At 69.0% G+C, this 23839-nt stretch carries 16 protein-coding genes; 7 read left to right on the plus strand and 9 right to left on the minus strand.

The features are described 5' to 3' along the window. Nucleotides 1-6 precede the first annotated feature (6 nt). The 4 genes from JYK02_RS30455 to JYK02_RS30470 all read right to left on the minus strand — a co-directional run bounded on the left by JYK02_RS30455 (nucleotide 7) and on the right by JYK02_RS30470 (nucleotide 5722). Nucleotides 7-1182: an acetate/propionate family kinase gene (locus JYK02_RS30455; protein ID WP_207056234.1), complete on the minus strand. Its 1176-nt coding sequence runs from the start codon at nucleotides 1180-1182 to the stop codon at nucleotides 7-9. Beyond that, complete coding sequence (locus JYK02_RS30460; protein ID WP_207056235.1) at nucleotides 1179-3539, minus strand: phosphoketolase family protein; 2361 nt, start codon at nucleotides 3537-3539, stop codon at nucleotides 1179-1181. The genes JYK02_RS30455 and JYK02_RS30460 overlap by 4 nt, the downstream gene beginning before the upstream one ends. 80 nt (nucleotides 3540-3619) lie before the next feature. Next, a complete protein-coding gene (locus JYK02_RS30465) occupies nucleotides 3620-4222 on the minus strand; it encodes a GNAT family N-acetyltransferase (protein WP_207056236.1) in 603 nt (200 codons plus the stop codon). Nucleotides 4223-4252: 30 nt separating this feature from the next. After that, a complete protein-coding gene (locus JYK02_RS30470) occupies nucleotides 4253-5722 on the minus strand; it encodes an MDR family MFS transporter (protein ID WP_207056237.1) in 1470 nt (489 codons plus the stop codon). Nucleotides 5723-5902: 180 nt separating this feature from the next. Here JYK02_RS30470 and JYK02_RS30475 point away from each other — a divergent pair, with 180 nt between their 5' ends. From JYK02_RS30475 to JYK02_RS30485, 3 genes are all read left to right on the plus strand, one after another. Beyond that, nucleotides 5903-7180 (plus strand): O-antigen ligase family protein, encoded by a 1278-nt coding sequence (locus JYK02_RS30475; RefSeq protein WP_207056238.1) that lies wholly within the window; start codon nucleotides 5903-5905, stop codon nucleotides 7178-7180. 175 nt (nucleotides 7181-7355) lie between these two features. Continuing rightward, nucleotides 7356-8042 (plus strand): DUF3472 domain-containing protein, encoded by a 687-nt coding sequence (locus tag JYK02_RS30480; RefSeq protein WP_347402625.1) that lies wholly within the window; start codon nucleotides 7356-7358, stop codon nucleotides 8040-8042. A 21-nt stretch (nucleotides 8043-8063) separates the two neighbouring features. Continuing rightward, the gene (locus JYK02_RS30485) at nucleotides 8064-8930 is read left to right on the plus strand and encodes a GNAT family N-acetyltransferase (protein ID WP_207056240.1); all 867 of its coding nucleotides are present in this window, start codon (nucleotides 8064-8066) and stop codon (nucleotides 8928-8930) included. A gap of 20 nt (nucleotides 8931-8950) precedes the next feature. Here the strand turns inward: JYK02_RS30485 and JYK02_RS30490 are convergent, their stop codons facing one another. From JYK02_RS30490 to JYK02_RS30510, 5 genes are all read right to left on the minus strand, one after another. Next, entirely contained in the window at nucleotides 8951-9745 is a 795-nt protein-coding gene (locus tag JYK02_RS30490; RefSeq protein WP_207056242.1) for a hypothetical protein, read from the minus strand. 207 nt (nucleotides 9746-9952) lie between these two features. Beyond that, nucleotides 9953-10879: a hypothetical protein gene (locus JYK02_RS30495; protein ID WP_347402621.1), complete on the minus strand. Its 927-nt coding sequence runs from the start codon at nucleotides 10877-10879 to the stop codon at nucleotides 9953-9955. A gap of 233 nt (nucleotides 10880-11112) precedes the next feature. Beyond that, a complete protein-coding gene (locus tag JYK02_RS30500; RefSeq protein WP_207056245.1) occupies nucleotides 11113-13410 on the minus strand; it encodes a patatin-like phospholipase family protein in 2298 nt (765 codons plus the stop codon). 8 nt (nucleotides 13411-13418) lie between these two features. Then, entirely contained in the window at nucleotides 13419-13676 is a 258-nt protein-coding gene (locus JYK02_RS30505; protein WP_207056246.1) for a hypothetical protein, read from the minus strand. Next, nucleotides 13673-14731, minus strand: a complete 1059-nt coding sequence (locus JYK02_RS30510; RefSeq protein ID WP_242589394.1) for a glycosyltransferase family 4 protein — start codon at nucleotides 14729-14731, stop codon at nucleotides 13673-13675. The genes JYK02_RS30505 and JYK02_RS30510 overlap by 4 nt, the downstream gene beginning before the upstream one ends. Before the next feature lie 95 nt (nucleotides 14732-14826). On the opposite strand from JYK02_RS30510, the gene JYK02_RS30515 reads away from it, so the two are divergent. From JYK02_RS30515 to JYK02_RS30530, 4 genes are all read left to right on the plus strand, one after another. Further along, complete coding sequence (locus tag JYK02_RS30515; protein ID WP_207056248.1) at nucleotides 14827-15957, plus strand: glycosyltransferase; 1131 nt, start codon at nucleotides 14827-14829, stop codon at nucleotides 15955-15957. A gap of 218 nt (nucleotides 15958-16175) precedes the next feature. Next, nucleotides 16176-17570 (plus strand): undecaprenyl-phosphate glucose phosphotransferase, encoded by a 1395-nt coding sequence (locus JYK02_RS30520; protein ID WP_207056255.1) that lies wholly within the window; start codon nucleotides 16176-16178, stop codon nucleotides 17568-17570. A 48-nt stretch (nucleotides 17571-17618) separates the two neighbouring features. After that, nucleotides 17619-19982 carry a Kelch repeat-containing protein gene (locus tag JYK02_RS30525; RefSeq protein WP_207056256.1) on the plus strand — a complete coding sequence of 788 codons (2364 nt, stop codon included), beginning with the start codon at nucleotides 17619-17621 and terminating at the stop codon, nucleotides 19980-19982. Between the two features lie 87 nt (nucleotides 19983-20069). Further along, nucleotides 20070-23816, plus strand: a complete 3747-nt coding sequence (locus JYK02_RS30530) for a hypothetical protein (protein ID WP_207056257.1) — start codon at nucleotides 20070-20072, stop codon at nucleotides 23814-23816. The last annotated feature ends 23 nt before the right edge of the window (nucleotides 23817-23839 follow it).

Below are 23839 nucleotides of genomic sequence, written 5' to 3' on the forward strand. Positions count from 1 at the left end.
GGGCCTTCACCCGCGAAGCAGCCGGCGCGTGTGGCGGGCGAGCTGAAGTTCCTCATCGCTCGGCAGCACGCGCACCGGACACGATGACGCATCGGTCGTGATGACGTCCGTGCCGGACTCGTTCAGCCGGGTATCCAGCCGGATGCCCAGGTGGCCCAACGTCGCGCAGACGCCCCGGCGCACGCGCGCGCTGTTCTCCCCGATGCCGCCCGTGAACACGAGCAGGTCCAGTCCGCCGAGCACCGCCGCGTAGGCCCCCACCGTCTTCGCGATGCCGCGCGTGAAGACGTCCACCGCCAGCGCCGCCGCCGCGCTGCCCGCCTCCTCGTCGCGCGTGAGGACCTGCATGTCGCTGGTCCCCTCCGACAGGCCCCGGAGCCCGGAGTCCTTGTTCACCAGCGTCTCCAGCGCATCCGCGTCCAGCCCCCCCATGCGCATCAGGAACAGCAACACGCCTGGGTCCAGGTCGCCGGTGCGGGTGCCGCTGGGAATGCCCCCCGTGGGCGTGAAGCCCATGGATGTATCGACCGAGCGCCCGTGTTCGAGCGCCACGAGGCTCGCGCCATTGCCCAGGTGCGCCACCACGGTGCGGGCGGGCACCTGGGGCGCGAGCCTCGCGACGATGGACTCATACGACAAGCCATGAAAGCCATACCGCTGCACGCCCTGGTCCCTCACGGAGCGGGGCAGGGCGAACGTCGAAGCCACCTCGGGCAGCGTCGCGTGGAAGGCCGTGTCGAAGCAGACGAACTGCGGCACGCCCGGGCACTGCCGCTCCGCGGCCTGGATGAGCCGGAGCGCGGCGGGAATGTGCAGCGGCGCGAAGTGCGTCGCTGCCTCCAGCGTCTTCATCACCTCCGGCGTCAACGCCTGGTGCTGGCGCAGGTGGGGGCCGCCATGCACCACCCGGTGCCCGATGGCCCGGGGCTGCTCCGCGCCCAGCTCCTTCAGGTGACGCACGGCCTCGCGGAGGGCGTCCTCCTGCGATGGATGCCGCACGTCCACCGCGCGCAGTTGCTTGCCAGCGTCGTCCTTTACGACGAGCCGGCCCTGCTCCGCGCCGATGTGGCTCGCGCTGCCCTTGAACCGCACCGCCTCCTGTCCGTCCTGCTCGACGTAGAGGCCGAACTTCAGCGACGAGGAGCCGCTGTTGATGACCAGCACCGCGCTCGAATCGCTCATCGCGCGCTCCACTTCCAGTCCGCCACCTCGGGCATGTCCTCGCCGTGCTCCGACACGTAGAGCTTGTGCCGCTGGCGCACCTCGGAGAAGCGCTGCTCCGCGTCGTCCAGGCGGTGCCGCGCGGCCTTCGAGTGCCGGATGGCATCCAGCGCCAGGGTGAAGCGGTCCATGTCGTTGAGCACCGTCATGTCAAACGGCGTCGTCGTGGTGCCCTCCTCCTTGAACCCGTGCACGTGGATGTTGGCGTGGTTCGCCCGGTTGTACGTGAGCTTGTGCACCAGCGTCGGGTAACCGTGGAACGCGAACACCACGGGCTTGTCCGTGGTGAACAGGCGGTTGAAGTCCTCCTCGTTGAGCCCGTGCGGATGGACGTGCACGGGCGCGAGCGTGAAGACATCCACCACGTTGACCACGCGCACCTTGAGCTCGGGTGCCCACGTGCGCAGCAGCGTCACCGCGGCCAGCGTCTCCATGGTGGGCACGTCGCCCGCGCAAGCCATCACCACGTCCGGGTCGCCGTCGTCATTGCCGGCCCAGTCCCACGTGCCAATGCCCGCCGAGCAGTGGCGCACGGCGCTCTCCATGTCCAGCCACACCGGCGAGAGCTGCTTCCCCGCGATGATGAGGTTCACGTAGTTCTTCGAGCGCAGGCAGTGGTCCGCCACCGACAGCAGCGTGTTCGCGTCGGGCGGCAGGTAGATGCGCACCGTGTCGGCCTTCTTGTTGGCCACGTGGTCGATGAAGCCCGGGTCCTGGTGGGAGAACCCGTTGTGGTCCTGCCGCCACACGTGCGAGCTGAGCAGGTAGTTCAGCGACGCGATGGGCTTGCGCCACGGCAGCTCCTTGGCGCTTTTGATCCACTTGGCGTGCTGGTTGAACATCGAATCGATGATGTGGATGAACGCCTCGTAGCAGGAGAAGAAGCCGTGGCGTCCCGTGAGCAGGTAGCCCTCCAGCCAGCCCTGGCAGAGGTGCTCGCTCAGGACCTCCATCACGCGCCCGTCGACGGAGAGGTTCTCGTCCGTGGGCTCCTGCTTCGCGTCCCAGCTCTTGCCGCTGACGGCGTAGACATCCTGGAGCCGGTTGGACGCGTTCTCGTCCGGGGCGAACATGCGGAAGTTCTTCGTCGCCAGGTTGTGGCGCATCACGTCCCGCAGGTAGCCGCCCAGGACCTTGGTGGCGCTGACCTGCTTGGAGCCGGGCACGCCCGGGTCGATGGCGTAGTCGCGGAAGCCCGGCAGCACGAGCGGCACCAGCAACTGGCCGCCGTTCGAGTGCACGTTGACGCCCATGCGCAGCCGGCCCTTGGGCGCGATGTCCGCCAGCTCCTCACGGAAGGTGCCATTCGCGTCGAACAGCTCGCGGGGGCGATAGCTGTGGAGCCACGCCTCCAGAATCTTCAGGTGCTCAGGGTTGTCGCGCACCTCCTCCAGCGGGACCTGGTGCGCGCGCCACGTGCCCTCCACCGGCTTGCCGTCCACCACCTTCGGGCCCGTCCACCCCTTGGGCGTACGCAGCACGAGCATGGGCCAGCGCGGACGGGTGGGGTCCTTCTTCTCGCGGGCGTGGCGCTGGATGCGGGTGATCTCGGCGTAGAGGGTGTCCAGCACCTCCGCCATCCGCTGGTGCATGTCCTTCGGGTCGTCGCCCTCCAGGACGTAGGGCGTGTACCCGTAGCCCCTGAAGAGGGCTTCCAGTTCATCCGCGTCGATGCGCGCGAGCACCGTGGGGTTGGCGATCTTGTACCCGTTGAGGTGCAGGATGGGCAGCACGGCGCCGTCGGTGATGGGGTTGATGAACTTGTTGGAGTGCCAGCTCGCGGCGAGCGCGCCCGTCTCCGCCTCGCCGTCGCCGACGACGCACGGGACGATGAGGTCCGGGTTGTCCAGCACGGCGCCGTACGCGTGGAGCAGGGAATAGCCCAGCTCGCCGCCCTCGCTGATGGAGCCGGGGACCTCCGGCGCGTCGTGGCTGGGGACGCCATAGGGCCACGAGAACTGGCGGAACAGGCGCTTCATGCCGTCGCGGTTGCGCTCGATGTTGGGATACAGCTCCGTGTAGGAGCCTTCGAGGAACGTGTTGGCGATGATGCCGGGCGCGCCGTGGCCGGGGCCAATGAGATACATCATGTTGGCCCGGTGGTTCCGGATGATGCGGTTCAGGTGAACGTAGATGAAGTTGAGGCCGGGCGTGGTGCCGAAGTGCCCCAGCAGGCGCGGCTTGATGTCCTCGCGCGTGAGGGGCCGCTCCAGGAGCGGGTTGTCCTTGAGGTAGATCTGCCCGACGGACAGGTAGTTCGCCGCGCGCCAGTAGGCGTCGATCTTCGCCAGTTCCTCATCACTCAGCGGACCCGCCATCTTTCATCTCCCGAGCCGAAGGTCGTACCACTCCCGGGAGGATGGGACTCCAGCCCGCACGTGCAGTGCAATGTGATTCGCTAGCGCAATGACAGACGCATGACATGGCGCCGGGAGCCCGCGCGTCCGACCTCCTCGAAGCCCGCGGAGGTGAAGACCGGGACGAAGCCCATGAAGCGGTAGCTGGGAGACTCCGCGTCCACGGGGTACGCCTCCACGACAGTGGCCCCGTGCTTCCGGGCATGCGCGACGGCGGCGGTGATGAGGCGCGGCGTCATGCCCTGGCCGCGAAGCGCGCGAGGCACGAAGAAGCACGCCAGCGACCAGACCCGCTCCGGCTTCTCTCCGTCCACGGTGGGGCCACCCAGGTTGTTGCGGTACGTGGGGCGGGGCGCGATGGAGCACCACGCCACGGGCTCGCCGTCCAGGTAGCCCAGGATGCCTACGGGGACGCCGTCCTTCACACGGGACCGCATGGCGGCCTTGCGGTCCGCGCTGCTGAAGTCACGGGCCTCCGTGCCGTGTGTCCGCCAGGCCATGCACCAGCAGTACTTGGGGGCGCCGGGTGTTTCGAAGAAGCGCTCGAAGTCCTTCCACCGGGACGTGTCCACCGGATGAAAGGTGAGCCCATCGAGCGACGAGGGCGTCTTCCTGGAGGCGGGTGACTTCGCGGACCGGGCCATGGTCCGCGAAGCCTGCACGCACCCCAGGGCTCAGTGGGAGGCGGGAACGTCGCCCATGTTCACCGGCGTCGTGACGCGCTTCACCTTGGGGAAGAACAGTCCAGCGGCGAACGCGGCAATCATCGCCGAGCACATGATCCAGAAGTTGATGGACAGCCCCGTGTTCAGCGCACCGCCGAGCGATTCAAGGATGGCGGGAGCCAGCCCGCGTCCGTGCTCGGGGCCGAGCAGCTCCGCGGCGGCGCTCACGGGGACGTTCGGGTCCTTCATGAGCTGCGACACCAGCACGCCGCCCATGACGCCCACGCCCAGCGACCCGCCGATGGTGCGGAAGAACATGCTGCTGGCCGTGGCCACGCCGCGAAGCTCCCAGCCCACGGTGGTCTGCACGGCCACCATGGTCGCCATGGCGGCGAAGCCCAGGCCAATGCCAAACAACCCCATGGCGATCTGCGGAACGATCATGGACGCCCCGGGCTTGAGCAGGAGCGCCATCAGCGCGGTGCCAATCGCGGCCAGGCCCAGGCCGCCGACGATGAGCGGCCGGAAGCCGGTGCGGACCATGAGCCTGCCGCCGATGAGGCTCGCCAGCGGCCAGCCGACGATCATCGGGGTGATCATCCCGCCCGCCATGGTGGCCGAACCGCCGAGCACGCCCTGCACGTACAGGGGCACGTAGGTGGTCGCGCCGAACTGGGCGGCGGAGAAAAGGGCGCCGGCCAGGTTCGAGATGGCGATGGTGGGAATCTTGAAGATGCTCATCGGGATGATGGGCTCGGCGGCGCGAAGCTCCACGAACACGAACGCGGTGAGCAGCACGGCGGCGATGGGAAGACCGAGCAGCGACCGTCCGGAGCCCTGCACCCCGAACAGCAGCGCCACGACGCCCGCGGACAGCAGCGCCGCGCCCGCGTAGTCGAGCCGGGCCCGGGCCTTGCGCTGGACCTGCTCGTGGAAGAACGCGACGAGCAGCACCATGGACGCGATGCCGATGGGGATGTTGATGAAGAAGATCCAGTGCCACGTGAGGTACTTCACGATGAGGCCACCGGTGAGCGGGCCCGCGAGGCCGGCGATGCCCCACACGGCGCTGAACGCGCCCTGGACCTTCCCGCGCTGCTCCAGCGTGTAGATGTCCCCGATGATGGTGATGGCGATGGGCTGCATGGCCCCGGCGCCCAGGCCCTGGAGCACGCGGAAGGCGATGAGCATGTTCATCGACGTGGAGAGGCCGCACGCGACGGAGGCCGCCAGGAACAGGGTGGAGCCAAAGAGGATGACGGGCTTGCGGCCGTAGAGGTCGGCGAGCTTCCCGTAGATGGGCACGGTGATGGTGGACGACAGCATGTACGCGGTGAAGACCCACGCGTAGTGCTGGATGCCGCCCAGGTCGCTGACCACCGTGGGCATGGCGGTGGAGACGACGGTCATCTCCAGCGCGGCCACGAAGAGGGACAGCGCGAGAGCCAGGGTGGTGAACGGTCGATGGGTGGTGCGCATGTCGGAAGGAGGACCCGGGAAAGGACCCTGGGTAACGCCTGCCCGTCCGGACCGCCAACGTCAAGCGCGTGAAATGTCGCGATGGGCGCCATCGCCGTGGATTCCAGGCCCAGTCCGCAAGCGCGGGAGCAAGCGAGGTGGGATAGGGTCCAGCGGCCTCACGGGTTCGAGGCGCACGGCATGGTCACGGATACCAAGACGGTCGAGTCAGGGCGCTGGAGGACGGCGGTCGCCGCGGTGTTGGGGCTCTACGCGGTGGGGCTGGTGCTGGCGGAGGCGGTGCTCCAGGCCGGAGCCATCCTGGCCACGGCGCTGGCCCTGGCGCTGGCGGTGACGAAGCGGCTGAAGCTGGAGAAGGACGTCAGGGCGTTCGTGCTGGCGAGCGTCGCCCTGTGTGTCTGGCAGCTCCTCTCCCCAGCGGTGGCGCTGATGACGGGAGCCGCGACGAAGTGGCCCCGGGGCGCGAGATACGGCCAGGCGCTGGACACGGTGGCGGGAGCGGCGGTCGCATGCATCGGCACGCTGGGGGTGCCCTGGCTGATGCTGGGAGGCCTCATCGCGGGAGGCTGGCTGGCAGCGGCGGCCCTGGGCTTCTTCCAGCACCGGGTCCCATGGCCCTGGGAGCCGCCGAAGTTCACGAAGCTGAACCTGGCGCGCCTGCACGAGAACTTCGGCACGGAGGAGAACCCGAGGTACGCGGCGGGCGGCTTCTTCTTCCACCGGCTGAGGTTCGCGCACGGAGCGATTGCGGTGCTGGGCCCCGCGCTGGCGGTGATAGGCCGCTCGAAGGTGACGCGGCGGCGGGTGCTGGCGGGAGTGATGGTGCTGGGGCTGCTCGTGTCCATCTACGCCGCGTTCGCGCGAGCGGCATTGGGCGCGGCGCTGGGCGTGTGCGTGCTGGCACTGCTGTTGTTGATGCGAGGGACGGCGAGGAGGGCAGGGCTCGGGGTGGCGGTGGCGCTGGTGATCGCGGTCCTGCTGACGCCCGCGTGGCGGGAGCGGTTCGGCAAGGCGGTGGACAACCTCTTCGGCAGCGGAGAGCGCTCGCTGGCCATGTCCGTGGGCTGGCGCCTGGTGCGCGAGCACACCTGGGTGGGAGTGGGCTTCGGCAATCACAAACCCGCGGCCCTGGCGACGCAGGCGGAGACAGGCATCACGGACCTGCTGGCCACGGACTCGCACAACCTCTGGCTCACGGCCTGGGCGGAGACAGGGCTCGTGGGCCTGCTGTTGCTGGCCACGATGCACGGGCTGCTGGCCAGGGCGCTGGTGCGAAGGCACCGGGCCGGCTCGATTCCAGCCACGGGAGCCCTGCTGTCCTTCGTGGGCTTCCACGTCCTGGCTCTGGTGCACTACCTCCCGTTCCATCCCAGCGTGCACCTGTCCTTCATGCTCATCTGGGGCCTGGGGCTGTGCAGTCACTTCGATGACAGTCGAGAACAGGTAAAGTCGGTGTAGCCTGTAAGTAATGCCTTGACGGGCGTGGGTGAAATGGACAGAGAGCGGCGCCATGACCCGAATCCTCCAAGTGCTGACTCCCTTCTGTCTGGGTTCCCTCCTTGCCTGCGGAGGGACTGAGCCCCGGTCCACGCCATCCGAGACGGACACGCTGGCGACCACCTCGCAGTCCTTGGTGAAGGTCAACCAGACCTATTCCTACTGGGACGTGCAGAACGTGCCGGCGCAGGGTCTCTACAACTTCGACCTGACCATCTTCCCATCGAACGACCCGGCCGCGGACGCGACCCACGTCGCCCCCTGGTACTTCTATGCCGCGCAGTTCGCCTTCAAGACGGGAGGCGACGCGGGGTACATCGGCATCCAGACGGACCCCAACGGGAAGCGCGCCGTGTTCTCCATCTGGGGCGCCAATGGCGCGACGTGCTCGAACGTGGCCGGCGCCATCTGCCAGCCGTTCTCGCACGAAGGGGTGGGGTACCAGACCCTGGTGCCCTTCAACTGGGTGGCCGGGCAGTACTATCGCGTCCGCGTCTGGCAGAACGGGGCGGACGCGGAAGGCGAGTGGTGGCTGGGGGTCATCATCAATGACAGCACCCAGACGGAGACTGTCGTTGGCCGGATCCGTGTGCCGTGGGGCCGCAATTGGCTGAGCGGCTCCATCATCAACTGGGTGGAGTGGTACGGCCCGGGGACGGAGAACTGCACTCAGCTCACGTCCTCCACGGTCTACTTCGCGCCGCCAAAGGGCAACGCTGGGACGCTCACCGCGCCGCCGCCGTACAACACGACGGGGCAGGGGCCGTGCGCGTCGAACGTCAGCGCGTACGGCGAATGGATGAGGCATTACAACGGCTGGTGAGCCACGCACTGGAGGCGTGTCATGGAACCCACGGTGGTCACCGAAATCGGGGCCTTGGATCAGAAGTCACAAGCGTTGTTCTGTGACTACGTGCCCCAGGTGTTCCGCCGTGCGGACTTCCGCCGCTGGCGCTCGTGGGGCGAGTGGAACGAGGACTACCGCGCGTTCTCCTTGCTCGAGTCCGGACGCGTGGTGGCCAATGCCTCCGTGATGCGCATGCGCCTGCTGTTGGAAGGGCGCGAGGTAACGGCCTACCAGCTCGGGGCCGTGGGGTGTCTGCCATCGCATCGAGGGCGAGGACTGGCACGCGTGGTCATGAACGCCGCGCTGGATGCGTGCGGGGATGCGCCCGTGCTGCTCTTCGCCAACCCCAAGGTGCGCCAGTTCTACCCGCGCTTCGGGTTTCAGCCGCAACTGCAGACCCTGTTCGCCGCCACGTACGATGCCGTGCCTGAAGGCCTGCCCGCGCCCACGCTCAATCTGGAGGACGCGGCCGTGCGCGCTGGACTCGCCGCGCTCTCCAACGAGGGGTTGCCCTCCACGGAGCGCTTCGGAGCACGGGGCTACGCGACAGTGGCGAGCTGGCCCGTGGCCAATGGCTTCGCGAGGCCGCTGCGCCAGCTGGGGACAGAAGCCTGGGTCTTCGCGGGAGTGGAGGGCGAGACGCTGTACCTGGACGACGTCTTCGCCCGTGAGCCCTTCGACCTGCGGGCCTGGATCCCCCGGTTGATTGACCAGCCCATCCGCTCCATCCGCTTCGGCTTCACCCCGGAGCGCTACTGGCCGGATGCAATGGTCGCCGGTGAGGACACGGAGGCGGACCTCTTCGTGCGGAACTTCCGTCCCTCACAAAAGGCCCACCGGTTCCCGGTCATGGCCCACACCTGACACTGTTCCCGTTCCCAGATTCAAAGCGGATCCTCGAAGGCGGTCGAGTCGAACGCCCCGCGCTTCGGCTTCTCGAGCCATGAGGGGTGAAAGAACAGCGCGAGCTCCGCGTGGTAGGCCTTGTAACCGTAGGAGTCATCTGGAGCAGACTCGAGGTCGTAGCCCTTGAGCGCTTTCTTCCAGAACGGGCCGGCCGGAACGCCCTCCTTCCGTTCCGGAATCGTCGCCAGAAAGACAATGCTGTGCGCCTCTTCCTGCGCCTCGTCCCCGAACTTCGACGGCTCGATCGCGGCCCCCGCACCGAACCGCTCCAGCCGGGTGGTGATGCGCTGCTCCTCGAAAGCGACGCTTTCGATGTTCTGGAGAAGATGCCGCCCGAACGACTCGGGGCCGAATTTCCGCCCGCTGGGCAGCGTTGCCTGGGGATGTACAGCCACCAGCTCAACGCGCAGGTACCGGGAGAGGGGAGCTTCCTCCGGCGGCAGCAGCAAGGTCCCGATCTTCCAGGCCTCACGGAGGTTGAAGAGGTTCACGTCGAGGCATTGATCGAGGCGAGGACCGCGAAGTGTCTGAATCGCTTCGCGGAGATCTTCTTCGAACAAGGCGCCGTACGATTCGCACGCGCGCTCGAAAAGATCAGCGCGTCCCTTGGCGGACCGCAGCAGCTCGTTTGCCTTCTTCGGCTCGAGGCCTTCTTCGATGACATCGACAAGGTCATCGAAAAGCTCCTTGGCGACGAGAAGGTCGACGAACTCGCGCGGGGTCGGCCCGCGTAGCTCATCGGCCACGACACGTCCGACGAACAGCTCAGACATCCGAGAACCTCCTGGAGGTCCGCGAAGGCTAGCCACCAGGCACGGGCGTGCACAACAGCGCCATCGACGGGCTCGCGTCGCCTGTGCCTACCCGAAATCCGGTCGCTGGTTCACGAATACGTCAAGGCGAATGTGAGGCCGTCGGCTCCCGTCAGGGCCCACATCTGACACGGTCCCCATACCCATGAATGGGGACCGTGGAAGGGTTCACTGACAGAGCTTCTCGACCGACTTGATTCGCATGGCTCCGTCGACGTTCGGGTCGTTGGTCTGGCCGCCGATGGCAATGTTCCCGGTCGCCGCGAAGTTATTCCGCGTGAGCTTCGCGACACCGTCGACACTCACCGTCGCCACCTTGTCGACATTAACCGCGAACTCGTAGACATGGTACGCGCCATCGGTCACGGAGAATGCTGCGGACTGCGTGTCATCCGCCCAGCCAATCGCCGCACTGTCCAGGTAGATCATCTGCGAACGATCCGTGGAGTTGCCGAATGGCGGGGTAAAGCTGCCCAGGATGGCAGCGCCGCTGTCGAGCTGATTGTGGGTGTTCGCCGACTCGATCTGCATCGTCACGCGAAGCTTGAACGGCTTCGTTGCGTCGAACGCGTTCGCCCGCGTGATGAGCAACTGCCCGCTCGTTCGGCCGCCGCTGGTCGTCGACGTCGCGAGGCGGACGTAGTCCTCACCGTACGTGAGTGAACTCGGCGCCTGCTCGATCAGAGTCCAGCCCTGCGCGGCGAGGTCAGTGCCGCCGACCAGCAGCGGAATGCTCTCACGCGGCGACCACGTCGACGTTGACGTCGCGGGCGTACAGACTTCGCAGGCATTCGCGGGGTTCGGAGTTCCTTCGGCGTAGACCGTGCCGTTGATGAAGCACTTCGGGCTGCACGCGCCAGCCGAGCAGATCTGTCCCGAGCCGCACGCCGTCCCTTCCGCGAGCAGGGTCCATGTTGTCGCGGATGTCACGGGCGCGCAGACCTCGCAGGCATTCGCCGCGTTCACTGCCCCGGCAGTGAACGTCTCAGCGCCGATCCGACAGACCGCGACGCAGAGGCCGCTCTGACAGTCCTCGATGGCCGTGCAGGCCTCGCCGCATACTCCGCAGTGCGCCGGATCGGTGTCGGTGTTCACGCAGGTGTCGCCACACTGTGTGGTACCCGCGTCCGTGCACATCTCTGGAACGGATGCATCTGGAACCGACCCATCCGGCACGGAGGCATCGGGTGTCCCGCCAGGGGACGGGGAATCGTCATTGCACGCCGCGAAGAAGCCAAGCACGACGACGCAAGAGAGCGCGATGGAGCGAAGAGAGAGCATGACGGTACGTGACTTTCACCCTGCGTCACGGATCGCAGGGGGCGCCGTTAGAGTCCAAGCTCCAGGCCGATGCCCGGGGCCACGGACCAGAGCGTCTTCCGGGAGCTGCTTCCGGGGAACCATTCCCCGACGACCTGGGCGCGGAGGAACTCCAGGAAGGTGATGCCCACGAGCGCCTGGACCACGGGCCGTGAGCACGCGGTCACGTGGCTGGCACCTCCGTCCGTGCAGAGGTTCGTGCCGTAGTCGTCGTTCGCGCTGAACAACCAGCCGGCGCGAAGCGCGAGCCGGCTCTGGGAGAGAAAGGTCTGCTCCGAGCGTGGCTGGAACTCCAGTCCGCCCGAGAGCACCACGCCGAAGGGGTCGCTGCTGCTGCCGGAGGAGAGGACGTCCTCGAGGCCCCGGAAACCGACCGCTCCTGCGAACCGGAGCCCGGATGACAGTGGCAGCGCCGAAGCCCCGACGCTCAGGCCTACCTCGCTCTCCGTCGGTCCCATGGTGACGTGCAGCGACAGGCGCTGGGGCTCATAGCTGATGCTGTCCACCGCGAGCTTGCTGGCGAAGCGGACCGTGGGCTTGTCGGAAGGGGGCTGTGCCTCCGCCAGGCGAAGGGCGGCGGCTCCGAGAGCATGTCGGATCCGCAGGACCGCGAGATCCCCCCGGCCTTTCGGCACGCCGAGGTCGCGGAAGCTGAAGCCATAGGCCCCGAGTAGTCGCATCGAGTACGCCAGCTCGGATTCGTTTTCGCCCTGCTTCCATTTTGGCCATTCGCCGGGCTGAAGACCGGGGACCCTGGGCGGAGGTTGTCCCGCGAGGCCGCGATCACAGTGCGTGTTGCGCCAGGCACCGGCGGGGGCTGTCACCTCTGGCTTGCTACAGGCGTCGTAGAGCTGGTCCAGCGACATCTGCAACAGCGCCCGGAAGTCCGCCAGTGCTTCGCCCTGACACACCTGCTCCGCGCTAGGCAGGGCGTCATAGACGGCGCTCATACAGGCGAAGGGCTGCCATCCTCCAAGACCATCCATCGCCGTGGCGCGTGGCGTTTCCTGCGGCGTCCGGCCCTCCCGGAACGCGTCATCCATCATCCGCCGGGCGTCATACATGCCCAGGTAGAAATCAAAGATACGGAAGTCTCTCTCGAAGAAACCCAGGAACGCGAACAGCGGTGCACCGGCCGCGGGGAAGTGGCGGCGCGGCAGGGTGAGGCGCTTGGCGATCTCCGGCTCCTCCTCCAGGAGCATGGCCAGTTCCTTCGAACGCGCGGTGTCCACGAAGGTGGCCAGGAGCTCCGCGAGCGTGGCGGGCAGGGAGGTGGGACCGGCCTCCGCCTGGGCAGGGGGCGCAACCGGATACTCGGTGGCGTCCGGGTCGATGAATGCGAACGCGATGCCCGGGGGCGTCGTGCGCACGTCGGGCTGTGGTACCGGACGCCACTCCAGCTTGCCGTCCGCTGTTTCTCTCAGACCATCGCGGGCGAGGCCCACGGCCAGACGGAGCGGGGTGTTGTCGAAGACGCCGCCGTCGATGAAGAGCTCGCGCCGCGAATCCGCAGGCAGGCACACCCCAGGCTTCGCGGAGGCAGTCGGCGCGCAGGTGCGCAGGGGCTGAGGCGGGAACGCGATGGGGAAGGACATGGACGCGAGGAGCAGCTCGCGCAGATGCGCGAAGGGGATCTCCCCCTGCTCGTCGGTCTCCAGCATCAACTCCAGCCTGCGGCCCTCGCGGGTCGTGTAGTTGGTCGCGCGAGGAGGACGTCCCGGCCCGCGTCCCTGGATGCGAATGGCGAACTTCTCCTCGAGTCGCGGCAGGTCGAGCCGGCCACTCGCAGCCTTGAGGGCGCGAGGCGAGAGGCGCGTCGTCGAGACCCCGAGCACCACGTCGCAGGATGACTCCAGACCCCGGTTCCAAGCCTGTTCAATGTGCGAGGCGCGGCGTTCCAGCGCCTCACGGGAGAAGACGCCGAGCGGCTGCGTCGAGGACGGCACGAACAGGTCGTTGAACCCGATGGGAACCCAGATGTCCCAGAACAGCGATTGGCCCGGCGTGGGAGCATCCACGCCACAGGTGGCCATGACCGCCAGCAGCGCGTTGAGGCTCCCCGCGGAGGCGCCAGTCACGAGCCGCAGATCCACCGCGCGCTCTCCCTGCGAGGACGTCCCCGAGTAATACAGGAGCCCTGCTTCATACGTCCCCAGGGACACGCCGCCGCTCACGGTGAGCGACACGGCCTTCGGCGTCGCGGACTGGAGGGCGGGGAGGGGGACCTGGGCGCTCGCGTTCGCAGCAACCAGGAGCAGCACGCAGGTCATCAGGCCACGGACGCGAGACTTCGCGGGGCTGGTCATGGAGTGTTTCATTCGCGCCGGAAGACCCGCTCGACCCCGGGTTGCTCGGGGTGCCAGCCTGCTTCGAGGGCGTGGTTGATGGCCTCCTTGACGAGCCCCGGAGAGATGACCGTTCCGTGCTCCACCCAGGTCACCATGCGCTGACCCTGTCCTGATTCATACTCCACGACGATGGCGAGCCCGGGCTCATCGTTCGGAGCCACGGTCCAGCGGTAGGGCGTGGTCCCGACGACGATACGCCGCGTGCCTTTACGACGAAGAGTCATGGCCTTCCCTGCAGGGCTCGCCTGAAGACGCCGAGGGTCTGCTGCGCACATCGATCCCAGGTGAAGCGGGCCGCCCGTTCCCTGCCCAGCTCAATCAAGCTCCGGCGCAGGTTTTCGTCCCTGAGCATCCGCAGCGTTGTTTCATGCCAGGATTTGAAGTCGTCGGGCGGGACTCGCAGCGCCGCATCGCCCACGACTTCCGGAAGAGCCGTCGCATCCGCGGCGATGACGGGACACCCGGACGCCATGGCTTCCAGAGCGGGCAATCCAAAGCCCTCGTACTTCGATGGCAGGAGCAGCGCCGTGGCGGCTCCGTAGAACAATGGCATCTCGGATTCGGGCAGCTGCTCAAGGTCGATGACGTTCTCGTGCAAGCCCACTTCGTGCGCCACGGCTCCCTTGCCCGCGAGCAGCACCAGCGGCACCGGCAGGTCCTCCGCGAACTTCGCCAGCATCGCCAGGTTCTTGAAGGGCTTGGCATTGCCGACCACTGCGATGTACCGCTCCGGCAACTCATGCCGCTCGCGGAACGCCTGCGCTTCGCGTGCCGTAGGCGGTTCAAACCGTGAATCCACACCGTTGTGGATCACCTGGAACCGGTACGGCGACATCTTCAGGTACTTCCCCAGTTCCTCCCGGGAGAAGTCAGACACCGTGATCAACGCGGACGCCAACCTGGCCCGTGGACCCACCACGGCCTTGTAATAAATCGCCTGTACCGGCGTGTACTGATCCGCCAGCGCCAGGTGGTTCGCGTCGTGCAACGTCGCCACCAGCTTGCCCGGCCAGAACAGGGGCAACGAGAACGACGTCGCGTGGAACAGGTCCGGCTTCAGCTTCGTCAGCTCGTACGCCAGCAGGGGCTGCTCGGTCGGAGACAGGTAGCCGGCCCTGGAACGGTGCAGCGGGATCTTCGGCGTCAGCTCGCCCAGGTCGTCTGGCAGGCCCTTCGCTGGCACCAGCGCGGAGAACTCCAGGTCCGGGGCCAGGGCGGGCAGACGGCGCGCCAGCTCCAGCGCGTACCTCGCGATGCCGTGGAGCTGACCGCGCACCATTCTCAGGTCGAGGAGGACAGAAGGCACGCTCCCTGGCCTACCACACGCGGCCTTCCACCCGCACCGCCGCGCATCCAGTGCTAGAAGGCCCTCCCGTGAAGGTCGCCCTCGTCCACGACTGGCTCGTCACCCACCGCGGCGGAGAGCGCGTCCTCGACGCCCTCTGCGAACTGTTCCCCAGCGCGGACCTCTACACCCTCATCCACCAGCCGGGCAGCCAGCCCGCGCGCATCGAGAACCGGCGCATCACCACGTCGTTCCTCCAGCACATCCCCGGCATCCACTCGCGCTACCGGCACTTCCTGCCGCTGTTCCCTCGCGCCATCGAAGCCCTGCGCATCACCGGCGACTACGACCTGGTCCTGTCCTCCAGCCACTGCGTCGCCAAGGGCATCCACGCGCCTCCCGGCGTGCCCCACCTGAGCTACGTCCACGCGCCCATGCGGTACATGTGGGACCTGTTCGACGAGTACTTCGGCCCCGGCCGCACGCGCCTCCCCGTGCGCGCCGCCGCCCTCGCCGTGCGCCCCTACCTCCAGCACTGGGACCGCACCTCCACCCAGCGCGTGAGCCGCATCGTCGCCAACTCGCGGCACATCGCAGGGAAGATCCGCCGCTTCTGGGACCGCGAGGCCTCCGTCGTCCCGCCCCCCGTGGAGCTCGAGCGCTTCACGCAGGTGCCGCTCGAAGGGGGAGGGCAGGGCGGCTACTTCCTGTGGCTCGGCGCCTTCGCTCCGTACAAGCGCCTGGACGTCGCCCTGGAGGCCTTCCGTGGCCTGGACACCCCGCTCTGGGTCGTGGGCACGGGACAGGAGGCCTCGCGCCTCACGTCCGGTCCTCTTCCGCCCCACATCCGCTTCCTCGGCAACGTCCCCGACAGCGCGCTCCCCGCCCTCTACCGCGACGCCCGCGCGCTTCTCTTCACCCCCGAGGAGGACTTCGGCATCACCCCGCTGGAGGCCCAGGCCACCGGCCGCCCCGTCATCGCCTTCGGCAAGGGCGGCGCCCTGGAGACCGTCACCCCGAAGACGGGCCTCTTCTTCCAGGAGCAGACCCCCGCGTCGCTCGCCGCCGCCGTGCGCCAGTTCGACGCCTGGGAGCGCTCCTTCCGCCCCGAGGACGCCCGCGCCCAGGCCGAGCGCTTCAGCCGCGCCCGCTTCCAGCAGGCCATCCAGGCGGAGGTGGACGCCCTCTTGAGCGTGTCCAGGCCCTCCCCAGCGGTGTGACAGCGCTGTCCGCCCCGTCCCCACTTTCCCGAGGCCTGCCTGCCCGGCATGTCGGAGTGTGTCGGCTGCCCTGCGGTCCAACCGGTTGGATTCACGGGAAAACCCGTGCTAGGACGCCGCGCCGGGGGAGGGGTCCGGGCGCCTGAGCGCGTCCGGGGCTGAGGGTGCGTGTCTTGCATCCGACGAACGGTCCTCGTCCCCCGACAGGAGTCACCGCGGTGTTTGGTCGCCTGCAGCGCTTCTATACGTCCATCAAGGTCGCCGCCGACGCGGGGATGCTCGCGGTGGCGTTCGTGCTCGCGTACTTCACCCGCTTCAGCGGCGTGTTCCCCGTCACCGAGGGCATCCCGCCCATGGGCGAGACCTTCGTCTCGCTGGTGATGGTGCTCATCATCTTCCCGGTGACGTTCCAGCGGGCGCGGCTGTACGCGACCAACCGCTCGCGCTCGCACATGGGGGAGCTGTTCGAGCTCTTCAAGGCCACCATCACCGCGACGCTCGTCCTGGTGGCGCTGACGTACTTCATCCGCGAGCGCTACTCGCGCCTCACGCTGGCCATCTTCGTCGTCTACGCCTTCACGCTCATCGCGCTGTCGCGCATGGCCTTCCGGCACGTGCTCAGCGAGGTGCGCCGGCGCGGCTACAACCTCAAGTCCATCCTCGTCATCGGCGAGGAGGAGCTGGGGCTGCGCACCATCGAGACGGTGGAGAGCCACCGCGAGCTGGGCTTCCGCGTGACGGGCGTGCTGGCGCTGAAGGAGGAGAAGGTCGGCCAGTGGGTGGGCGGCGTGCGCGTGGTGGGCCACGTGGGCGAGGTCGAGGCCTACCTGGATGCCCATCCGGTGGATCAGGTCATCATCGCCGTGCCGCTGGAGGACCAGGCGCGGGTGAAGCCGCTGATGGAGCAGCTGGCGCTGCGCACCGTGGACGTCAAGGTGGTGCCGGACCTGTACCAGTACATCACCCTGTACGGCGGCCTGGAGGAGTTCGGTGGCCTGCCCATCATCAGCCTCCAGGGCGACCCCATGGATGGCTGGAGCCGCGTGGCCAAGCGCGCGTTCGACATCCTGTTCTCGCTGGTGGCCATCGCGGTCAGCGCGCCGACGATGGTGCTCACGGCGCTGCTGGTCCGTGTCACGAGCAAGGGCCCCATCCTCTACCGCCAGGAGCGGATGGGCATGGACGGGCGGACCTTCTCCATCCTCAAGTTCCGCACCATGCGCGTGGACGCCGAAGCGCAGGGCGCCACCATGGCGAGCGCGGTGGATGCGCGCCGCACGCCGGTGGGGACGTTCCTGCGCAAGTACTCGCTGGATGAGCTGCCGCAGTTCTTCAACGTGCTCCGGGGCGACATGAGCCTCGTGGGCCCGCGTCCGGAGCGGCCCGTCTTCATCGAGGAGTTCAAGCGCCAGATTCCGCGCTACCACCTGCGCCACAAGGTGAAGGCGGGCATCACCGGCTGGGCGCAGATCAACGGCCTGCGCGGCCAGACGTCCATCCAGAAGCGCATCGAGTACGACCTGTACTACATCGAGAACTGGTCGCTGCTGATGGACCTGAAGATCCTCCTGCGCACCGCGCTGGGTGGCTTCCTGTCGAAGAACGCGTACTGAACCCCGGGTCGTTGGTCCGCGGACGCCTGCTCGGTTAGCGTCCGCGCCATGCAAGACATCTGGAAGAGGCGGGGGCTCTTTCTGCTGGTGGGACTCTGGGCGGTGCTCGCGGGCTGCGGCTCGGAGCCCTCCACGGGCAGCGCGCAACTGGTGGCGCTGGTGCAGGGCGCGGTGGGCGCGGACGCCATCACCCAGGTGAGCGTCACCGTGACGGCGCCGGACATGGCCGTTCTCTCCGGCGCGCTGACGAAGGGCGGGGACGGAAACTGGGGCGGCACGCTCAGCGCGATTCCCGCAGGCGCCCAGCGCCTCTTCACCGCGCAGGCGTTCGACGCGTCCGGCGTGAAGCGCTTCGAGGGCCAGGCCCAGGACGTCACCATCACCGGGGGACAGCTGGCCGCCGTGGCGTTGACCCTCCAGCCGGTGGAGACGCCGCCGCCCTTCGACAACGCGGTGCCGAGCATCAACTCCGTCGTCGCCTCGGTCAGCACCGTGGCGCCGGGCGGCAGCGTCTACATCACGGCCAACGTCACCGACCCTGGCGACACGCTCACGTATTCCTGGAGCGCCCAGGCCGGCACCTTCACCTCGCCGACGGGCACCGCGACGTCCTGGACGGCGCCCGGGACCGAGGGCCCCGTCGAATTCATGCTGACGGTGACGGACTCGCACGGCGCCTCGGCGTCCATCTCCTTCACGCTCACGGTGTCGTCCGGCCAGGGGAGCGCCGTCCTCACCGCGACCTTCAACACCTGGCCCCAGGTGACGGGCCTCACCGCCACGCGCTACCAGGTGAACGTGAGCGAGCCCACGCAGCTGACGGCCTCCGTCACGGAGTCGGACGGGGACGCGCTCACCTACCAGTGGACCGCCGGCTGCCCGGGGGCATGGACGAACGTCGCGTCCGCCACCGCGACCTTCACCCCCGACGACGAGATCATCCCGTCCGAGACCTCCTGCGGACGCTGCCCCATCACCGTCACCGTCAGCGACGGACGGGGAGGGGTGGGCAAGGGCACCCTGCGCCTGTGCGTGGGCGCCCCTCGCCCCGTGCGCTTCCCCCCGGAGATCGTCAGCACCTCGCCCGCCGCCAACTCCGTGCCCGTGATGCCCACGATCCCGTTTCGCGTGACGCTGCGTGAAGCGCAGTACGGCCCGGTGACGTACGAGTGGACGGCGGGCACCGGCAAGCTCGGCAAGCCCACGAACGATGTCACCTCCAGTGAGGTCCTCTGGACGGCCCCGAGCTGCCTCGAATGGGGCCAGACGCCCGTCATCCGCGTCACGGTGAGGAACGGCCATGGCCTGTCTTCGTCCAGGCAGTTCATCGTCACGGGCTTGCCGGAGTGCGCCGTCATGGGCTGGCGCAGCACGGAGCACATGGGGACCGCGCGGCTGATGCACACCGCGACGCTGCTCCAGGACGGCCGGGTGCTCGTGGTGGGGGGATACAACACGGACACGTCCGCTCGGGACGCGCTCGCCTTGGCGGAACTCTATGACCCGGTCACGGGCACGTGGCAGTCCACCGGCAGCATGGCCGTGCCCCGCCGCAACCACACCGCGACGCTGCTGCCGGATGGCCGCGTGCTCGTGACGGGTGGGCACCTCAACACCAACACCAACTCGTATGCCTCCGCCGAGCTGTACGACCCGAAGTCGGGCATCTGGACCTCCGCTGGCGGCATGTTCACCGCGCGCGACTACCATCACGCCGTCCTCCTGGGCACGGGCCAGGTGCTGGTGCTGGGCGGCGAGCAGTGGCAGGGCGGCACCCGGACGAAGCTCGCCAGCGCCGAGCTTTTCGACCCCGCCACCCACCAGTGGACTCCCACCGGAAACCTCACCGTGCCGCGCTACTTCGCGGCCGCGTCGTTGCTGCCCTCGGGGCAGGTGCTGGTGACGGGCGGCGAGGGGGCCCAGGGAGGCCAGGTCGCGACGGCGGAGCTGTACACCCCCGCCACGGGCACCTGGAAGCCCACGGGCTCCATGGCCGTGAGCCGCCGCTACCACACGCAGACGACGCTCCCGGACGGCCGTGTGCTCGTCACGAGCGGATACGGCTCTCCGTCGAGCACGAGCTGGACGCGGACGGCGGAGCTGTACACCCCCGCCACGGGCGTGTGGAGTAGCGCGGGGAACCTGGCCTATGGCCGCGTGGACCACACCGCGACGGTGCTGCCTTCGGGCCGGGTACTCGTCGTCGGTGGGTTCGCCTACATCACGAACGGCTCCTACCACACGAACACCGCGGAGATTTTCGACCCGGCGCTGGGCACCTGGACGACCACGAGCCGCATGCTCATCGAGCGTGAGGGCCACACGGCGACCCTGCTGCCCACGGGCAAGTTGCTGGTGGCGGGCGGCTACTACGGCTACGCCCACATCTCCGCGGAGCTGTACACGGAGTAACAGGCAGGCGGGCACGACGGGCGCGCAGGTCGTATTCGCGCGCACCCTCTCAATGGCGCCGCGAAGCCGTCTAGACTGCGGGCCGACATGGCCGACAAGCTGGGATTGACGCTGGTCCGCAAGGGCCTCCTGACGCAGGCGCAGCTCGACCAGGGCATGAGCGCGCAGCTCGTGCACGGGGGCCGGCTGGGCTCCCGGCTCGTGGAGCTGGGGTTCCTCGACATCGAGACGGTGGGCATGGTGCTGGGCGAGCTGTCCCGGCTGCCCGTCGCGATGGAGGCGGACTTCGACGCCGTCACGGACGCGACGCTGAAGCTGCTCACGGCGGATCAGGCGGAGAAGCACCAGGCGTTCCCGCTCGCGGTGGAGGGCCGGCGGCTGAAGGTCGCGATGGCCAACCCGCTGGACCTGCAGACCACGGATGCGCTCGGGTTCATCACCGGCATGCGCATCGTGCCGTACGTGGTGCCGGAGCTGCGGCTGTTCCACTATCAGAACCTGCGCTACGGCATCGACCGGCCGACGCGTCCGTTGAAGGCGGCCATTCCGGTGCCCGCGCGCCGCTCGGTGTCGATGCCGTCGGTGGCGTCGTTCTCCGCGGCGCCGGTGGTCGTGCCGCCGCCGGCCGTCCCGCCTCCGCCCGCGCCCGTGCGCGCGGAGCCCGAGGTGGCGGGGATGTTCGGCGGGCTCGCGCCGGGACAGTTCCTCAGCGATGAGTCGGAGGATCAGGACGCCGACGCGGACCTGGCCGAAGCGGCCATCGTCGGCGAGGAACTGCCGGACATCGTGATGGGCGAGCCGGTGCGAGCACCGCCTGTCGTGGAGATGGCTCGGCCCAATGGGAGTCCGCCGGCCGGGCCGCCCCGGTTGTCCGCGGCGCCGCAGCCCCCGGGCATGGTGGCCCGGCAGGGCGGGGTGCCTCCGTCTGGGATTGGTGCGCCCGGGGTTCCGGGGGTGGCTCCGCCGGGCGCTGGGGTTCCGGGTGTGGCTGCGCCGATGGGCGCTGCTCCGGGCGTGCCTCCGCATGGGATTGCGCCGACGGGCGCAGTCGCGGGTGGGCCTCCTCCGGGAGCCGGAGCGCCTGCGCGCGCGGTGCCTCCTCCGGGGCCTCCGGGAGCACAGCCTCCTGGGATGATCGGACGGGGTGGACCGGTGCCTCCGGGGACGCGGCCTTCAGCGACGGGGATCCCCACCGTGCCGAAGACGCCGCCTCCGGGCATGCGTCCCGCCGCGCCGGGAGCGCCAGGTGCACCGGGGCCGCGTCCGGTGGGCCCTCCGGGTGCGCCGATGCCTCCGGGGATGGTCCGGGCAGGACCTCCGCCCGGAGCGCCCGGCATGCCTCCCGGCGCGCCGCCCCGGCCCGGTCCGGGCATGCCTGGACCCGCGATGATGGGGCCTGCTGGCGCGGGGCCCGTGCCCCCGGGACAGCGTCCTCCGACCGGTCCTGGCGTCCCTGGTGTCGGAGCTCCCGTGGGCGCGCGTCCCATGGGGCCTCCGGGTGCACCGGGCGCCGTACCTCCGAATGCCGCGCATGGCAGGCCTGGGGTCGTGGGCGGTCAGCCGCCTCCGCCGGGTGCTCCTCCTCGCCAGGGGCCTCCGTCTGGAGCCGTGCCCTCGGTGGCCGCTGGCTCCGTGGGGGCAGTGATTCCACCTGCCTCCGTTTCGCCGCCGCGTCCGGGCGCCGCGGGGCCCATTGCCGCGCCTCCTTCAGGCAACCCGGCCGCGAATGTCCCCGCCGGAAGCCCGCCGCCCGTGTCTGCCCAAGGGCCGTCTGGCCTCGGGACCACCGCTCCTTCGAGAGACTCGGTCGGAACGGCGAATGCCTCGCAGACGGATACTCCGGCGGCGCTTACTCCAGACGCCCTGGATTCATCCGAACCCATCACGGGCCTGGCGAACGCCTCCGAGAAGACGTCCCCGGTAGGAATTGCCAGGGACGAGTCGCCTGCTGTTGACCTGTCTTCAGGCGCAGCCCCCGTGGCTCGACGCCCGTCAGGGGTTACCAAGACCATCGCGGTCCCGGCCGCCAGTGCAGCCGGGCCTGACCTCGGAGGAACGTGGGCGGATGCATTCTCGGACGCCCCTTCCGCGAAGGCGGAGGCTGCAACCGTTCCGCCCACCCAGACGGCATCGCTGTCCGACCTGGTGCTGGATGGAGAGTTCGTCGAAGACGCCGACGTCAGCCTGAGCCCTGAGTCGTTCGACTCCGCGCCTGTCACTGCCGCTGCCGAGAAGGCCCCCGAGCCCTCGGCGGTCCTGACTGGAGATGATCTCTCCGACGACGACATCCTCGAAGACGTGGATGCCGTTGTGGCGGAACATCCCAAGGAAGCCTCGGACGTTCTCGAAGACGTGGACGTCATGTCCGCCGAGCCGAAGGCAGTCGAAGCCACCGAAGACCTGGACGTGCTGTCCACCGAGCCGCACGAAGCCGTCTCTATCCCCGAGGCGGAGCCGGTCCTGGCCGCTCCTGAAGCCCCCTCGGCTGAATCGAAGGCCGCACCTCCGCCGGAGCCTGTCTCCACCCCGGCCGTCGCGGATGCTCCGAAGGCCGATGGCCTCCTGGAGGCGATGGAGTTCGAGGACCTCCCGGAAGCACCCGCCGTGGTCGAAGCCGCGAAGCCGGAGAGCCCGTCCGTCTCCATCGAAGCGGAGCGTCCGGAGCCCGTGGAAGTGCCCGCCGCGTCTGTCATTGCCGCGCCGGACGCCGAAGCGGACGCGCTCGAGTTCAGCCTCGCGGGGGACTCGCCCAAGCCTTCCTCCACGCCCCCTGAAACCGCCGAGTCCTGGCAGGTCGCCGCCGCGCCGAAGGTCGACGCCGTGGCTCCTGTCGCGCCCCCGGAGGAGGCCCCCATCCCCGCGCCCACCGAGGAGCGCCGGCCCGAAATCCCTCCCGAGTTCGAGGTCGCCGTCGTCTCCAGCGCCGAGCCCGCGTCCAAGCCGGCTGCCCACGCGGCCCCCACGGACGCGGAAGAGCCCGCGGCCCCGCCGAAGCCTCGCCTCGTGGTCCCGCCCCCGGCCCCGGTCCGCGACCGGACGCCCATCTCCCTCGACGACCTGCCCACCTCCACGGAAGAGCCCATGCAGCTCGCCTCCACGTGGGAGTTCGTGGGCTGGCAGGGCGGGGAAGGGGAGGGCCCCGTGGGCCACAGCCCGGAGACCACCTGGGCCGACCGCGTCGTGGACCTGGACGTTCCCGCCGCCGCGCCCGCGGCCTCCGAGGACGGCGTGGCCCTGGCCTCCGCGTGGGAGTTCATGCAGCAGCCGTGGCAGCCGCAGGCCGTCGCGAACATCGACCCCGCGCAGGCCCTGCTCGCCGCCGCCAGCGCGTCCACGGACACACCCGTGGACGGCCCCGCCGTCACCGCCGAGCAGGTCCTCTCCGCGCTCGACACCGCGGACTCGCAGGGCATGGTCGGCAAGGTGCTGCTGGCCTACAGCGCGGGCCGCTTCCGCCGGGCCTTCCTGCTGGGTGACAGCTTCGGCCTCGCGCGCGTGGGCCGCGCCTGGGGCCCGGGCAGCGACCGCCCGGAGGTCTCCGCGCTCAAGGTGGACCTGGACACGCCGTCCCTCTTCACCTCCGCGCTGAACGGCCCCAGCCCCAGCGTCTTCAGCGCCCCCCAGGGCCCGCAGGACGAGGCCATCTTCTCCGCGCTGTGCGGCGAGTCCGAGCACCACCTGCTCGTCTTCCCGCTCCACTCGCGCGGGCAGCCCGTGGCCTTCTTCGTCGCCGAGCACGGCCCCGCGCCCCTGGACGTCGCCATGCTGGAGGAGCTGGGCCGCATCGCGGACCGCGCGGTGGAGATCTGCACGCGCCTGCACCGCTTCCCCTGAAACACGAAGGGCCCCGGAGCTTG

The sequence above is a fragment of the Corallococcus macrosporus genome (assembly GCF_017302985.1).
In the GTDB taxonomy this organism is placed as follows: Bacteria; Myxococcota; Myxococcia; order Myxococcales; family Myxococcaceae; genus Corallococcus; species Corallococcus macrosporus_A.

Excerpts from the sequence above, each read along its gene's own strand:
- JYK02_RS30485 (WP_207056240.1), top strand. The coding sequence starts at position 8,064 with ATGGAACCCACGGTGGTCACCGAAATCGGGGCCTTGGATCAGAAGTCA.
- JYK02_RS30530 (WP_207056257.1), top strand. The coding sequence starts at position 20,070 with ATGGCCGACAAGCTGGGATTGACGCTGGTCCGCAAGGGCCTCCTGACG.
- JYK02_RS30500 (WP_207056245.1), bottom strand. The coding sequence starts at position 13,410 with ATGACCAGCCCCGCGAAGTCTCGCGTCCGTGGCCTGATGACCTGCGTG.
- JYK02_RS30525 (WP_207056256.1), top strand. The coding sequence starts at position 17,619 with ATGCAAGACATCTGGAAGAGGCGGGGGCTCTTTCTGCTGGTGGGACTC.
- JYK02_RS30490 (WP_207056242.1), bottom strand. The coding sequence starts at position 9,745 with ATGTCTGAGCTGTTCGTCGGACGTGTCGTGGCCGATGAGCTACGCGGG.
- JYK02_RS30460 (WP_207056235.1), bottom strand. The coding sequence starts at position 3,539 with ATGGCGGGTCCGCTGAGTGATGAGGAACTGGCGAAGATCGACGCCTAC.
- JYK02_RS30465 (WP_207056236.1), bottom strand. The coding sequence starts at position 4,222 with ATGGCCCGGTCCGCGAAGTCACCCGCCTCCAGGAAGACGCCCTCGTCG.
- JYK02_RS30510 (WP_242589394.1), bottom strand. The coding sequence starts at position 14,731 with ATGGTGCGCGGTCAGCTCCACGGCATCGCGAGGTACGCGCTGGAGCTG.
- JYK02_RS30470 (WP_207056237.1), bottom strand. The coding sequence starts at position 5,722 with ATGCGCACCACCCATCGACCGTTCACCACCCTGGCTCTCGCGCTGTCC.
- JYK02_RS30505 (WP_207056246.1), bottom strand. The coding sequence starts at position 13,676 with ATGACTCTTCGTCGTAAAGGCACGCGGCGTATCGTCGTCGGGACCACG.
- JYK02_RS30475 (WP_207056238.1), top strand. The coding sequence starts at position 5,903 with ATGGTCACGGATACCAAGACGGTCGAGTCAGGGCGCTGGAGGACGGCG.
- JYK02_RS30455 (WP_207056234.1), bottom strand. The coding sequence starts at position 1,182 with ATGAGCGATTCGAGCGCGGTGCTGGTCATCAACAGCGGCTCCTCGTCG.